This window comes from Streptosporangium sp. DT93 (assembly GCF_049844535.1).
Lineage (GTDB): Bacteria > Actinomycetota > Actinomycetes > Streptosporangiales > Streptosporangiaceae > Streptosporangium.
Map to the genome: position 1 here is coordinate 1 of NZ_JBNCLF010000029.1, position 11,675 is coordinate 11,675.

General features: G+C 71.3%; 15 protein-coding genes. 6 read left to right on the top strand and 9 right to left on the bottom strand.

What is annotated here, in order from left to right:
• Positions 1–74: 74 nt before the first annotated feature.
• The 3 genes from ACLQ2R_RS36835 to ACLQ2R_RS36845 all read right to left on the bottom strand — a co-directional run bounded on the left by ACLQ2R_RS36835 (position 75) and on the right by ACLQ2R_RS36845 (position 1,164).
• Positions 75–341 carry a hypothetical protein gene (locus ACLQ2R_RS36835; protein WP_386237288.1) on the bottom strand — a complete coding sequence of 89 codons (267 nt, stop codon included), beginning with the start codon at positions 339–341 and terminating at the stop codon, positions 75–77.
• 62 nt (positions 342–403) lie between these two features.
• Positions 404–793: a hypothetical protein gene (locus tag ACLQ2R_RS36840; RefSeq protein WP_425966052.1), complete on the bottom strand. Its 390-nt coding sequence runs from the start codon at positions 791–793 to the stop codon at positions 404–406.
• A gap of 5 nt (positions 794–798) precedes the next feature.
• On the bottom strand, positions 799–1,164 hold the full coding sequence (locus ACLQ2R_RS36845; RefSeq protein WP_386237284.1) for a hypothetical protein: 366 nt from the start codon (positions 1,162–1,164) through the stop codon (positions 799–801).
• Positions 1,165–1,258: 94 nt separating this feature from the next.
• Between ACLQ2R_RS36845 and ACLQ2R_RS36850 the strand changes: the two genes are divergently transcribed.
• A complete protein-coding gene (locus ACLQ2R_RS36850; protein WP_425966053.1) occupies positions 1,259–1,816 on the top strand; it encodes a hypothetical protein in 558 nt (185 codons plus the stop codon).
• Between the two features lie 319 nt (positions 1,817–2,135).
• Here ACLQ2R_RS36850 and ACLQ2R_RS36855 read toward each other — a convergent pair whose 3' ends face one another.
• Positions 2,136–2,330, bottom strand: coding sequence for a CsbD family protein (locus ACLQ2R_RS36855; RefSeq protein ID WP_386237280.1), 195 nt, complete (start codon positions 2,328–2,330; stop codon positions 2,136–2,138).
• 489 nt (positions 2,331–2,819) lie between these two features.
• On the opposite strand from ACLQ2R_RS36855, the gene ACLQ2R_RS36860 reads away from it, so the two are divergent.
• Complete coding sequence (locus tag ACLQ2R_RS36860) at positions 2,820–3,398, top strand: ClpP family protease (protein ID WP_425966054.1); 579 nt, start codon at positions 2,820–2,822, stop codon at positions 3,396–3,398.
• Positions 3,399–3,574: 176 nt separating this feature from the next.
• Here the strand turns inward: ACLQ2R_RS36860 and ACLQ2R_RS36865 are convergent, their stop codons facing one another.
• A complete protein-coding gene (locus tag ACLQ2R_RS36865; RefSeq protein ID WP_425966055.1) occupies positions 3,575–4,300 on the bottom strand; it encodes a DUF2470 domain-containing protein in 726 nt (241 codons plus the stop codon).
• An 88-nt stretch (positions 4,301–4,388) separates the two neighbouring features.
• Here ACLQ2R_RS36865 and rpsD point away from each other — a divergent pair, with 88 nt between their 5' ends.
• Entirely contained in the window at positions 4,389–5,003 is a 615-nt protein-coding gene (gene rpsD, locus ACLQ2R_RS36870; RefSeq protein ID WP_425966056.1) for a 30S ribosomal protein S4, read from the top strand.
• On the opposite strand, the gene ACLQ2R_RS36875 is transcribed toward rpsD, so the two are convergent.
• On the bottom strand, positions 4,991–5,860 hold the full coding sequence (locus ACLQ2R_RS36875; RefSeq protein ID WP_425966057.1) for an ion transporter: 870 nt from the start codon (positions 5,858–5,860) through the stop codon (positions 4,991–4,993). The genes rpsD and ACLQ2R_RS36875 overlap by 13 nt on opposite strands.
• A gap of 209 nt (positions 5,861–6,069) precedes the next feature.
• Complete coding sequence (locus tag ACLQ2R_RS36880) at positions 6,070–6,762, bottom strand: TetR/AcrR family transcriptional regulator (protein WP_425966058.1); 693 nt, start codon at positions 6,760–6,762, stop codon at positions 6,070–6,072.
• 75 nt (positions 6,763–6,837) lie between these two features.
• On the opposite strand from ACLQ2R_RS36880, the gene ACLQ2R_RS36885 reads away from it, so the two are divergent.
• Positions 6,838–7,692: an ABC transporter ATP-binding protein gene (locus ACLQ2R_RS36885; RefSeq protein ID WP_425966059.1), complete on the top strand. Its 855-nt coding sequence runs from the start codon at positions 6,838–6,840 to the stop codon at positions 7,690–7,692.
• Between the two features lie 8 nt (positions 7,693–7,700).
• The gene (locus ACLQ2R_RS36890) at positions 7,701–8,432 is read left to right on the top strand and encodes an ABC transporter permease (RefSeq protein WP_425966060.1); all 732 of its coding nucleotides are present in this window, start codon (positions 7,701–7,703) and stop codon (positions 8,430–8,432) included.
• A gap of 311 nt (positions 8,433–8,743) precedes the next feature.
• On the opposite strand, the gene ACLQ2R_RS36895 is transcribed toward ACLQ2R_RS36890, so the two are convergent.
• On the bottom strand, positions 8,744–10,231 hold the full coding sequence (locus tag ACLQ2R_RS36895) for an MFS transporter (protein ID WP_425966061.1): 1,488 nt from the start codon (positions 10,229–10,231) through the stop codon (positions 8,744–8,746).
• A gap of 102 nt (positions 10,232–10,333) precedes the next feature.
• Between ACLQ2R_RS36895 and ACLQ2R_RS36900 the strand changes: the two genes are divergently transcribed.
• Positions 10,334–11,386 (top strand): Lrp/AsnC family transcriptional regulator, encoded by a 1,053-nt coding sequence (locus tag ACLQ2R_RS36900; protein WP_425966062.1) that lies wholly within the window; start codon positions 10,334–10,336, stop codon positions 11,384–11,386.
• Positions 11,387–11,431: 45 nt separating this feature from the next.
• Here ACLQ2R_RS36900 and ACLQ2R_RS36905 read toward each other — a convergent pair whose 3' ends face one another.
• The gene (locus tag ACLQ2R_RS36905; RefSeq protein WP_425966063.1) at positions 11,432–11,674 is read right to left on the bottom strand and encodes a hypothetical protein; all 243 of its coding nucleotides are present in this window, start codon (positions 11,672–11,674) and stop codon (positions 11,432–11,434) included.
• Between the last annotated feature and the right edge of the window lies 1 nt (position 11,675).

Here is an 11,675-nt window from a genome sequence, read left to right on the forward strand (position 1 = left end):
ACTCCACCTCCGGGGCTCGATCATGTGGCTGAAACTCCTCACCTCAACCACATGATCCGAACCTCGAACAGTTCCTAACCCGCTTCGGTCGTGCTGCCCGAAGGCGTGCGTGACTGGCGGCGCATCGCCAGCACGATGTCCCCGATGACGACCACGGCCAGTACGCCCGCGACGACCGTCAGCCAGGGGATGCCCGCCACGACCCCGAGCACTCCGAGTGCGATCACCGCGACCAGCGCGAACGACCCGAATCGGATGTGCGCGACATCGCGCGGGGTGCCCCTGACCATCGGCTTGCCGGACGCCGAGGTCGTCTCGGGCATCTGTCCTTCGGAAGTCATATGTCCCCTCCTTGCTTTTGAATGCACCCTTTACCCGGATGTGCCCCTCTCATGTGTCCGGTTCACACCTGGCGTGCCCGTTCGAGGGCCTCGGCCAGTTCTTCGGGAGCCGACACCGTCAGGGTTGCGCCCGGATGCGTCAGGAAACCACCGGGGACCAGAGCGGGCACCGGGGTACGGAACCGGACGCACAAGCCCTTCCTGGCGTTGGTCCCGAACGTCACGCCCCGGTCGGCCAGCGACAGGTGCGGCCCGATGACCTTCCAGGACGTGTACGGGCCGGTCACGGTGGTGTCCAGGACGTTGGACAGCGGCGTCCGCAGCGACCAGTGGCCGAAGCGGACCACGAACGCGTCCTCGTGGATCTCGGCGAAGGCCCTGTCGGGGGTGATCCCGATCAACGAGAGCGGGGTCCGCCAGGCCGGGTCGAAGTCGAAGCCGAAGCGTGTCATCGCCGTCAGCGTTCCCAGGGGGCGGTCTCGCCCATCTTTGCGTAGTACTTGGCCAGGTGCGCCTTGATCCTGCCGAGTTCCTCCTCGGGCACGTTCACCCCGCCGCGCGCGCCCTGCAGGACGCCCCCCGCCGCCCGTACGGCATGCGGGACGACCTTGAGTTCTCCGCCGATCACGTCGGCGATGGGCAACTTGTAGCTGCCGAACTCCTCGGGCTGGTCGCCGTCGTACCAGAGGTGCGCCTCCCGGTAGCGGGCGTTGGGCTCCTCCTCGGCGTCGGCCCAGGAACGGACGCGCTTCTCGGCAGCGTCGCCGTCCCACGCCCTGTCGCCGTCGGCCAGCGGCAGGTCCTGAAAACGGGTGACCGTCATGTCCTCGCTCCTTTCGTCGGTGATTCCCTACCCGATCAACCGGTCCCATGCCTGGCGGCGACATATTTAGGGTTTGCCGGGGGAGGGGGTCGCCATGACCGAGAACCCTGAGATCAGCGAAGACCCGACCCGGCGCGACGTCCCGGAGGAGCAGGTTCACGAGGGCGACGTGCCGGACGGGGCGCCCGAGGGGGAGCCTCGGGCGGGGGCAGCGGAGCGGGCATCCGAGGAGGAGGCATCCGAGGGGGCCACACCGGAGCGGGCATCCGAGGGGGAGACGCCGGAGCGGACGCCGCCTCCCGCGGGACCGCGAGGCCCCGACGGGGAGAGCCGGGTCGTGGCGGAGCGGTCGGGCTCGGACACCACCTTCCCGGCGCGCCCGCTGCTGGCGGATCCGGACGACGCGCGCCGCCTCCCCGGGGAGGAAGGCCCCGAGATCGAGGACGACTCCGAGGACGCCTCCGCCGAGCGGGAGCCCGGCGAGCACAGCGAGCAGGAGTCGGGCGGGACGGACGGTGCGACAGCCGGGGACGGCGGGGACGGCGGGGACGGCGGGGACGACGCGGAGAGCGCGCCCGAGGGCGGCAAGGGTGCCGGTGGCGCCGACGGCTCCGGTGGGACGGCCGAACCAGAGGTGGGCCCGGCCTCCTGAGGGTTCTCGGCGCGGGTCTGGGCACCGGAAGCTCCCCGGGGGCTCCGGGGGCCGTGTTCCTTCAGGGGCTGGGCCGGTGGTCCCGGGAACGTCTGTCATGTCCCCCGCAGGACGGTGTCCCTGGAACGCATGTCACCGGCTCCCGGAGCACGGTGTCCAGGGAACGTCCGTCACGGCCCCCGCGACCCGGTGTCCGTGGAGAACGGCGCGATCGTCGCCGGCACCGCCGAGGGGAATGTCCGTCACGGCCCCCCGCGACCCGGACACGGCGACGGGGGTCCCGGAGTCTCCGGGACCCCCGTCACGGGGCTGGCTCAGGTCAGCTCTTGAAGGCGTCCTTGACCTTCTCCGCGCCGTCCTTCAGCTTCTCGCCCGCCTGCTTGAGGTGGCTCTCGCTCTGGTCGGTGCGGCCCTCGGCCTCGAGGCGCTCGTCACCGGTGGCGCGACCCGCGCCCTCCTTGAGCTTGCCCCCGATTTCCTCGGCCTTGTTGGAGATCTTGTCGTCGGCACCCATGGTGTCATTCCTCCCGTTTGTGGAACTTCGTCCATGCACCTGTAACCCCTGTCCTGCATCGAGGGAGGTAAACATGCCCGGTCGCGACCCCCGCCGCGACAGGGCCTGAGCGACGAGATTCAGGACGGCCTGACGGCCGGGGGGTGGGGCCGAGAGGCGGAAGACGGGGTCGGGAGAGCAGGGGAGTGACGGGGAGACCGAGGAGGGACCGGAGGAGGCGCGGGGAGACGAGAGGAGAGGGAGGCGGCCGGACGAGGATGAGCGAGGACGGGGAGACAGGGTGACGCCGGGACGGAATCGACGCGTTCCCCTCCTCCGCCGAACGATCCCGGCCGGACCGGAAGGCGACCCCGTGAAAACGGGACAACGGCGCTGCGCTTTCGGCGAAAAGCGCTCACAGCGAACGAGCGGAAATCACCGCCCCGGCCGGGACTATGGTCGCGGGTGTTCGTTGTTCCGCAGACCATGGGTCCGGAGTGGGTGGAAGACATGAGTGGTCCACAGATCGTCCCCGAAGATCAGCTTTACCAGCGGTTGCTGCGCAAGCGGATCGTCGTGCTCGGCAGCGAGGTCGACGACGAGGTCGCCAACAGGATCTGCGGCGAGCTGCTCCTGCTGGCCGCCGACGACGACCGGCGTGACATCTGGCTCTACATCAACTCGCCCGGCGGTTCCGTCTCGGCGGGCATGGCCATCTACGACGTGATGCAGTACGTGCCCAACGACGTCGCCACCGTGGCCATGGGCATCGCGGGATCGATGGGACAGTTCCTGCTCTGCTCGGGCGCGCCCGGCAAGCGCTTCATCCTGCCGCACGCCCGGGTGATCATGCATCAGCCCTCGGGAGGGCTCGGCGGCACGGCCGCCGACATCGCCATCCAGGCCGAGCAGATGCTCCACACCAAGCAGACGATGCGCGAGCGGATCGCCTTCCACACCGGGCAGCCGCTGGAGCAGATCGAGCTGGACTGGGACCGCGACCGCTGGTTCACCGCCACCGAGGCCAGGGACTACGGCCTCGTCGACCAGGTCATCCAGAACACCAACGAGGTCGTCCCGAACGGCTGACACGCTTTTCCGGGGTGATTTCCCGCCGGAACGACTTCCGGCGGAGACCGACGTCGCCGGGGCGATTCCGCGTCCCGCGACATCACTTTCGAAATGCGATGGCGGTCATTTCCGATATCGGCCTGGAATGACCGCCACGCCATGGGACGTCCTCGGCGGGGCGCCCCGCGGCCGTCTCAGTGGTGGCAGAGCAGGCAGCGCACGGCGTGTTCGAGCGATCCGGCGTCCACGATGGGCGAGGGCCAGGGCAGGCGGATCAGCGTCGGATCGTCGATGCCGCACCGGACGGTCGCGCCGAAGCGGTCGAGCTCCCACAGCCATGCCCCGGGCACCGGAGAGGCCAGCAGCGAGCTCAGGGCGGTCTCGAGCTGCCTGCGGTGCGCGCCGTTGACGTGGTGGAGCATGCGTTCGGCCTCGCCCATCAGCGGGTCGGGGGTCGCGCCGAGGTACTCCTCGGCGTCCAGCACGCCCGACTCCGGCCCGGTCAGGTAGATCACCCGGCCGACGTCGACGCGGAGCAGCCGGGGTCCCGCCGTCCCCTCCAGCACCTCGAACAGCGCCTCGTCGGGGCAGCGTTCGGCGATCTCCACCGCCGTCTCCCGTACCTCGTCGGCGGGCACCGCCTGCACCCAGCCCTGCACCTTGAGCAGGCCGCGCGAGAGCTCGTGCTCTCCCAGGGAGCGCGTCGACGTCAGGTCCACGGTCACCACCGGCTCGTCCCGCGCGTCGTAGATCGGGTCCCCCGGCAGGACGAGCAGCACCGGACGGCCCGCGCCGTCGACCCCTCCGCGGGCGGGCGTCGCGGGGCCGTCGGCCCCGGAGATGGAGACATGGGTGGGGGCGGCGGTGGCGGCGAGGGTGCGGACCCGCTCGGGGACGGGCGGGGCGGTGACGGGCTGCATGGACAGGCTCTCCTTGAGGTGAGGGAGATACTTCTGTATAAGATAAGCCTTGCCTAACTAAGGCAAACCTAACCACACAGGAGTGAGCATGCGCTACACCGGACCCAAGGTGCGCCTGTCCCGCAGGGCCGGCGTCCCCCTCACCCGCAAGGCGGTCCGATACTTCGAGCAGCGCCCCTACCCGCCGGGCGAGCACGGACGTAAGACCAACCGCCGGCAGACGGGCGACTACGGGCTCCGGTTGATGGAGAAGCAGAAGCTCCGCTGGTACTACGACGTCTCCGAGCGGCAGATGCGCCGTTACTGGGACCTGGCGCTGCGCAGCCCCGGCCGCTCCGGCGCCGAGCTGGTGGTGCTGCTGGAGACGCGCCTGGCCTCGCTGGTCCTGCGCTCCGGGCTCGCCCCGTCCATCTACGCCGCCCGCCAGTACATCGCCCACGGGCACATCACCGTGGACGGCCGCAAGGTCGACATCCCCAGCTACCTCGTCAAGCCCGGCCAGGTCATCGCGGTCCGCGAGAAGTCACGCAGGATGCAGCCCTTCGTCGCCGCCTCCGAGGGGACCTACGCCGACGACCGGATCGCCCCCTATCTCGACGTCGACCACGCCGAGCTGCGCTTCACGCTGTTCAGCCGCCCGCTGCGCGAGCAGATCGCGGTACCCGTGGACGAGCAGATGGTGGTCGAGTTCTACTCGCGCTGACCCGCCGCCGACCCGCGACGCCGGCCCGCTGCCCTCCGGGCGGCGGGCTCACCGGTGCGACCTCCCGCCTCCGCGCCCGTCGCGGGCAGCCGGTCCCGTAGTTCCCGTACCTCGGCCCGCAGCGCGGCCAGCTCGGTGAGCACGGCCCGCCCCACGTCCTCGGTCGCCTGTACGGACTCCTCGGCGTGCTCCTCCTCCATGGCGCTGACCACCACGGCGATGAACAGGTTCAGCACCACGAAGGTGCAGACCAGCATGAAGGCCACGAAGAACACCCAGGCCCAGGGGTGGGTGTTCATGACCTGGCGGGTGATGTCGGACCAGGCGTCGCCGGTCATCATCTGGAACAGCGTGAACAGCGAGGTGGGCAGGTCGCCGAAGTAGGCCGGCGCGGTGACGTGGTAGAGCTTCGTGCCCATCACGGCCGCGACGTAGAGCACGAGTGCCAGCAGCAGCACGATCGAGGTCATCCCCGGCATCGCCGTCAGCAGCGCGGTCACCACCCGGCGCAGGCTCGGCACCACCGAGATCAGCCGTAGCGCCCGCAGGATGCGTAACGCCCGCAGCACCGAGAGCCCGCCCGCCGTGGGCAGCAGCGAGACCGTCACGATCGCGGTGTCGAACAGGTTCCAGGGGTTGCGGAAGAACCTCGGGCCGTAGGCGTACAGCTTGCAGCCCAGTTCGGCGACGAAGACGTAGAGCGCCAGGTGGTCGACGACCGTGAGCGCCGTTCCGTACCGCCGCACGGCCCCGGCCGAGGTCTCCAGCCCCAGCGTGGCCGCGTTGATCACGATGACCGCGACGATGAACCGCTGGAAACCGGGCGTTTCAAGGGTGGCGCGGAGACGCTCGCGCACCGGCACGAAGGCTCCCGGGGGTCGGAACGGCCGAGGACAAGCCAAGATCATAACGGTTCGGTGCAGACCCGGATCCGCCACCCGGGCGCGTTACCCGGATCCATCGCCGGAACGGCGCCGTCCTGACACGTGACCCGAACAGAGCCATCCGGACACGTCACCCGGACGCGTCACTCGGACACGTCGTCTGGGACCGTCACCCGATCTCGTCACTCGGATTCGCCGTCGGGACGCGCCGCCGAAGCCGGGACCGGAGAGCCGGGGTGCCGGGCGCCGTAGTCGCCGATGCCCGACTCCAGCATCTCGAAGGCGCGTTCGGCCTGCCGGCGCAGGCCGGGGGCGATGGCGTCCACGGTCTCGCCCGCCAGCATGCGCTCGACGGCGTGGGTCACCAGCCGGTCGACCACCGCGCTGACCTGCGCGGCGACGAGCGCCGGGGTGAGGTCGCCGGGGCCCGCGCCGACCTCGTCGGCGAGCGTCGCGGCCAGGGCCCGTTCCCGGGCCTCGTTCATCTCCCGCAGCCGCGCGTTGAGCGAGGGGCTCCGGGACGTCATGAGCATGCGCGCGAAGGCGTCGCCCCCCTCGTGGAACCCGTAGCGGTGGTGGCGGGTGTCGATCGCGTCCAGGAAGTCGCGGCGCAGCGCCTGCAGCGCGCTCTCTCCGGGGTGGCGCTCCCGGACGACCCCGCTCAGCAGGTTCTCGACCTCCCCCTGGCGGTCCAGGAGCAGGTCCTCCTTGGTGCGGAAGTAGTTGAAGACCGTGTTGACCGACACGTCGGCGGTCCTGGCCACCTCCGCCACCGTCACGTTGTCGAAGCCCTTCGTCACGAAGAGCCACGTGGCGATGTCGGAGATGCGCTGCCTGGTCTCTCGCTTCTTGCGCTCCCGCAGGCCCTCGCTCATGAACTCATCCTAGGTGCCGAACAAATTTTGTAGTGACACCAAGTTTGGTGTTACTTTACTTACGGAGGCGATCACATGATCAGGACATCAGCTCTGAGCAAGACCTTCCCCGGGGGCGTCGAGGCCGTCCGGGGCATCGACCTGGCCGTGGAGGCGGGGGAGATCGTCGGGTTCCTCGGCCCGAACGGAGCGGGGAAGACGACCACGATGCGCATGCTGACCACGCTGCTGCGCCCCACCGGTGGCGGCGCCACGGTCGCCGGGCACGACCTGCTCGCCGACCCCGCCGGGGTGCGGCGGCACATCGGCTACGTGTCCCAGAAGGGCGGGATCGCCCCGGCGAACCCCGTGGGGGAGGAGCTCGAACTGCACGCGACGCTGTACGGCATGCGCCCGGCACGGGCGCGCGAGCGGGTCGCGGAGGTGCTCGACCGGTTCGGGCTCACCGGCCTGCGGGACCGGCCGGGCGGGGCCCTGTCCGGTGGCCAGCGCCGCCGGTTCGACCTCGCCTTCGGGCTGGTCCACGACCCGGCCCTGCTCTTCCTCGACGAACCCACCACCGGCCTGGACCCGCAGACCAGGGCGGGCCTGTGGGACCACATCAGGGCCCTGCGCGACGGAACGGGACTGACGGTCTTCCTGACCACGCACTACCTCGACGAGGCGGACCTGCTGGCCGACCGGCTCCTCGTCATCGACCACGGCGTCATCGTCGCCGAGGGCACCCCGGCCGAGCTCAAGGGCGACACCGGAGGCACCCTCGACGACGTCTTCCTCGCCATCACCGGCCGTTCCATGAGGGACGACCCGCCGGAAGGCGATCCGCCCGCCACCGACCCGTCCGCCACCGACCCGTCCGCCACCGACCCGTCCGCCGCCGGTCCGTCCGGTGACCGGCGCGTGGCACAGGTGGCCGGTGAGGAGCGGTGAACGGGGCGATGAGCGTCTTCAGGGAGACCTGGCTGATCTTCCGGCACAACGTCCGGATATCCCTGCGGCAGAAGGCCGGGATCGTCTTCGGGGTCCTGCAGCCCATGCTCTACCTGGTGCTGTTCGGCCCGCTGTTCGCCACGATCGGGACCTGGGAGACGCTCATCCCCGGCCTGCTGGTCCAGGTGGGACTGTTCAGCGCGGGCCTGGCCGGTTTCGGCATCGTCTTCGACCTCCAGTCGGGCGTGCTGGAACGGCTGCGGGTCACCCCGGCGCACCGGATCTCCCTGCTCCTCGGCCGGGTGCTGTCCAACTCGCTCACCCTGCTGATCCAGTCGACACTCCTGATCGCGGTGGGCTACGCCTTCGGGCTGCGCGCGGCGCTTCCCGGCGTGCTGCTCGCGCTGGCCATGATGACCCTGCTCGGCGTGAGCCTGGCCGCCCTGTCCAACGCGATCGCGCTCACCATGAACCCCGACGCCTTCGCGCCGGTCATGAGCACGGCGATCGTCCCGCTGCTCCTGCTCTCCGGCGCGTTCCTGCCGATGTCGATGGCGCCCGGCTGGCTGGACGCGCTCTCGCGCGTCACCCCCTTCCGGTACGTGCTGGAGGCCATGCGCGAGCTGTTCGCCGGTCACTACGCGACGTGGACCGTGGGGGTGGGGGTCGCCGTGACCGTGGCCCTGTCGGTGGCCTGCGTGACGGTCGGGACCCGCGTCTTCAGCCAGGAGAACGCCTGACCGTCCGAACGCCCGGCGCTCCGGGCACCTGAGGAGCCGGGCGTTCACCCGCCCGCCGCGCCGGGATCGGCACGGCGGGCGGCCCCTTCCACGTCCTGCCGAGCGGGCCCCACGGCCCTCTTCCGTTTCCCGACGAGGGGGCGTCTGCCGTGTCCCGATGAGCGGCCCCTCCTGCACCTCTCTTCCACGTCTTCCACGTCTTCCACGTTCCGATGAGTGACCCTTCTCGCGGGCCTCTGCCATGTCCTGATGAGCGGCCCCTTCACCCCCACCCGCTCACCGGGCCGCGACCGCTCATCGGGACGGGGGGCTCACCGGGACGCGCCTACCCCTTCCGGTTCGGCCGGAGCCCGGACCGCGGTCCTCACGAGCGCCAGGACGATCAGACCGGCCACGACGCCCAGCACGCCGGCCGCCAGCAGGGTGACGTTCAGCCCGTGCGCGAAGGCCTCCCGCACGACCTGGCCGTGCCCCTGGCCGACCGGCGCGTGGGCCCGGCCGCTGATCAGGGCACCGGCGGCGGCTCCGGCGCCCGGCGTCCCGCCGTCCAGGCCGTCCGCCACGCCGGAGTGGAAGACCCCTCCCAGGATCGCGACGCCGAAGGCGAACCCGAGCTGCCGGAACGTGTTCACGGCACCCGCCGCCATGCCGCCGCGCTCCTGCGGGACCGCCGCCATCGCCGCCGCCGACAGGGACGGGCTCGCCACTCCCACGCCCAGGCCCACGATCGCCAGGCCGGGAAGGAGGGCGGCCCATCCGGAGCCGGCCGTGAGCACCGCCTGGGCGAACGCGCCCGCACCGATGATCAGCAGGCCGACGCCGACGACCCTGCCGGGCGGGGCGTCGTGGAGGAGCCGCCCGGCGGCGGCCGCGACGACGAAGGCGGTGACGCTCATCGGGAGCATGACCAGGCCCGCCTGGATCGCGTTCAGCTCCAGGACCGTCTGCAACCAGAGCGAGACGTAGGCCAGGTAGGCGAAGGCCGCCGCGGTGAGCAGGGCCGCGCCGATCATGATCCCGGTGAACACGCCTCCCCGGAACAGCGACAGGTCGAGCATCGGGTCGTCGCTCCTGAGCTCCACCGCGACGAACAGGGCCAGGGCCGCGAGACCCGCCGCCAGCAGGCCGAGGACCGCTCCCGAGCCCCAGCCGTCCTCGGTGGCCCGGATGAGCGCGTAGACGATCGCGGCCGTGGCGGCGGTGAACGTCAGCATGCCGGGAACGTCCAGCCCGCGGGCGCGAGGGTTGCGGGACTCACGGAAGACCCTCAGCGTCAGGACGATCGCCACGAGGCTGATCGGCAGGTTCACCAGGAAGATCGAACGCCAGCCGAAGTTCTGGGTCAGCAGCCCTCCGGCGATCGGGCCCGCGGCCGCGGCCGCGCCGTTGACCGCGCCCCAGACGCCGAAGGCGACACCCCGGTCCCTGCCCTGGTAGGTCGTGTTCAGCAGGGCCATGGTGGTCGCGAACATGGCCGCCGCGCCGAGACCCTGCAGGCCGCGCGCCGCGATGAGCGTGCCGATGTTCGGCGCCAGGCCGCAGGCCAGGGACGCGAGCGCGAACAGTGCCAGGCCCGCGACGTAGATCCTGCGCCGTCCGGTCAGGTCGGCCAGCGAGCCCGCCCCCAGCAGGAGCGCCGCCAGGACCAGCGCGTAGACGTCCATCACCCACTGCAGGGCCGAGAACGAGGTACCGAGATCCCCGGCGATGTCGGGCAGGGCGACCATCACGATCGTGACGTCCACCAGCAGCATGAAGGCGCCCGTGCAGACCGCCACCAGCGGCCACCATTTACGCATGACTTCTCTCCTTGGTTCGGCCACCAGGATCGAGCGCGGTGGCGGTTGAAGGAAGCCGGACGCGATATCGCGACGGATACCGACATCTGATACGTCTTGACGATGGAATCCGTCAGGGCCGACGCGCTCGACCGGCAGCTGGTGCACGCGCTGGGGCTGGACGGGCGGGCCTCGTTCAGCCGGATCGGCGAGGTCCTCGGCGTCTCGGACCAGACCGTCGCCCGGCGCTACCGGCGGCTGCGCTCGCGGGGCACCGTCCGGGTCATCGGATCGCTCGACCGCAGGGTGGTGGGCGGGACCCGCTGGTGGCTGCGGCTGCAGTGCGTCCTGGGAGCGGGACCCGCCGTCGCCACGGCCCTGGCCAAGCGGCCCGACACGTCCTGGGTGCAGTTGCTGTCGGGCGGGACCGAGGTGCTCTGCGCGGCCGACCCGAGGTCGGACCAGGAGCGCGACGTCCTGATGCTCGACAGGCTCCAGCGCACCGACCGCGTCGTCGCGGTCTCGGCGTACTCGTTGCTGCACATGTTCGCCGGAGGCCCGACCGGCTGCGGCATGTTCGAGGTGCTCACCGAGGAACAGATCGCCGCGCTGCGCCCGCCGTCCCCGCCGAGCTCCCCGCCCCCACTCCCGTCCCCGTCCCCGTCCCCGTCCCCGTTGCCGTCGTCGGCGTCGGCGTCGGCGTCGGCGCCGTTCGCGCGCGGCCGGGTGGAGCTGTCGGACCGGGACCGCCTCCTGCTCGCCGGGCTCTCCGTGGACGGCCGGACCTCGCACGCCGACCTGGCCGCGGCCACGGGCTGGTCGGAGTCGACCGTCCGGCGCCGGCTCGACCAGCTCCGCGAGTGCGGCGCGCTCTACTACGACCTGGAGGTCGACTGTCCCTACTTCGGCCTGCACACCGTGGCCTGGCTCTGGATGGCGGTGTCGCCCTCCCACCTGGCCGCCGTCGGCGAGGCCCTCGCCACCCACCCGGAGGTCACCTTCGCCGCGGCCACCACCGGCCCGACGAACCTCGCGGTCAACGTCCTCTGCCGGGACGACGAGGCGCTGTACTCCTACCTCAGCGGCCGGATCGCGGGCCTACCCGGGATCCAGAAGCTGGAGACCGCCCCGATCATCCGCAACGTCAAGCAGTCGGGTGCCTTCCTGCCCGTCTGACGCCCGGCCCGCCCGGCCGGTCCGAGCAGCACGGCCCGCCCGGGCTCACTCCGGGGGGCCGTAGGGCTCTATGCGCGGGTCGGCGTAGGGACCCCCGTCCGGCGCGAGGCCGGTGCGGTCGGCGGCGCCCTCGCTCACCCGCAGGCCGTACAGGCCCTGGCCGGGGGCGACGGAGTCGATGAGCACCAGGCCGTACCCGATGTCGACCTCCTCCTCCGGCAGCGCCAGGTGGCGCAGGGCCTGCGCGAGCGTCGCGCCGGAGGGGAGCCGCACCGTGATGAGAACCATC

Excerpts from the sequence above, each read along its gene's own strand:
- ACLQ2R_RS36835 (WP_386237288.1), bottom strand. The coding sequence starts at position 341 with ATGACTTCCGAAGGACAGATGCCCGAGACGACCTCGGCGTCCGGCAAG.
- ACLQ2R_RS36840 (WP_425966052.1), bottom strand. The coding sequence starts at position 793 with ATGACACGCTTCGGCTTCGACTTCGACCCGGCCTGGCGGACCCCGCTC.
- ACLQ2R_RS36845 (WP_386237284.1), bottom strand. The coding sequence starts at position 1,164 with ATGACGGTCACCCGTTTTCAGGACCTGCCGCTGGCCGACGGCGACAGG.
- ACLQ2R_RS36850 (WP_425966053.1), top strand. The coding sequence starts at position 1,259 with ATGACCGAGAACCCTGAGATCAGCGAAGACCCGACCCGGCGCGACGTC.
- ACLQ2R_RS36855 (WP_386237280.1), bottom strand. The coding sequence starts at position 2,330 with ATGGGTGCCGACGACAAGATCTCCAACAAGGCCGAGGAAATCGGGGGC.
- ACLQ2R_RS36860 (WP_425966054.1), top strand. The coding sequence starts at position 2,820 with ATGAGTGGTCCACAGATCGTCCCCGAAGATCAGCTTTACCAGCGGTTG.
- ACLQ2R_RS36865 (WP_425966055.1), bottom strand. The coding sequence starts at position 4,300 with ATGCAGCCCGTCACCGCCCCGCCCGTCCCCGAGCGGGTCCGCACCCTC.
- rpsD (WP_425966056.1), top strand. The coding sequence starts at position 4,389 with ATGCGCTACACCGGACCCAAGGTGCGCCTGTCCCGCAGGGCCGGCGTC.
- ACLQ2R_RS36880 (WP_425966058.1), bottom strand. The coding sequence starts at position 6,762 with ATGAGCGAGGGCCTGCGGGAGCGCAAGAAGCGAGAGACCAGGCAGCGC.
- ACLQ2R_RS36885 (WP_425966059.1), top strand. The coding sequence starts at position 6,838 with ATGATCAGGACATCAGCTCTGAGCAAGACCTTCCCCGGGGGCGTCGAG.
- ACLQ2R_RS36890 (WP_425966060.1), top strand. The coding sequence starts at position 7,701 with ATGAGCGTCTTCAGGGAGACCTGGCTGATCTTCCGGCACAACGTCCGG.
- ACLQ2R_RS36895 (WP_425966061.1), bottom strand. The coding sequence starts at position 10,231 with ATGCGTAAATGGTGGCCGCTGGTGGCGGTCTGCACGGGCGCCTTCATG.
- ACLQ2R_RS36900 (WP_425966062.1), top strand. The coding sequence starts at position 10,334 with ATGGAATCCGTCAGGGCCGACGCGCTCGACCGGCAGCTGGTGCACGCG.
- ACLQ2R_RS36905 (WP_425966063.1), bottom strand. The coding sequence starts at position 11,674 with ATGGTTCTCATCACGGTGCGGCTCCCCTCCGGCGCGACGCTCGCGCAG.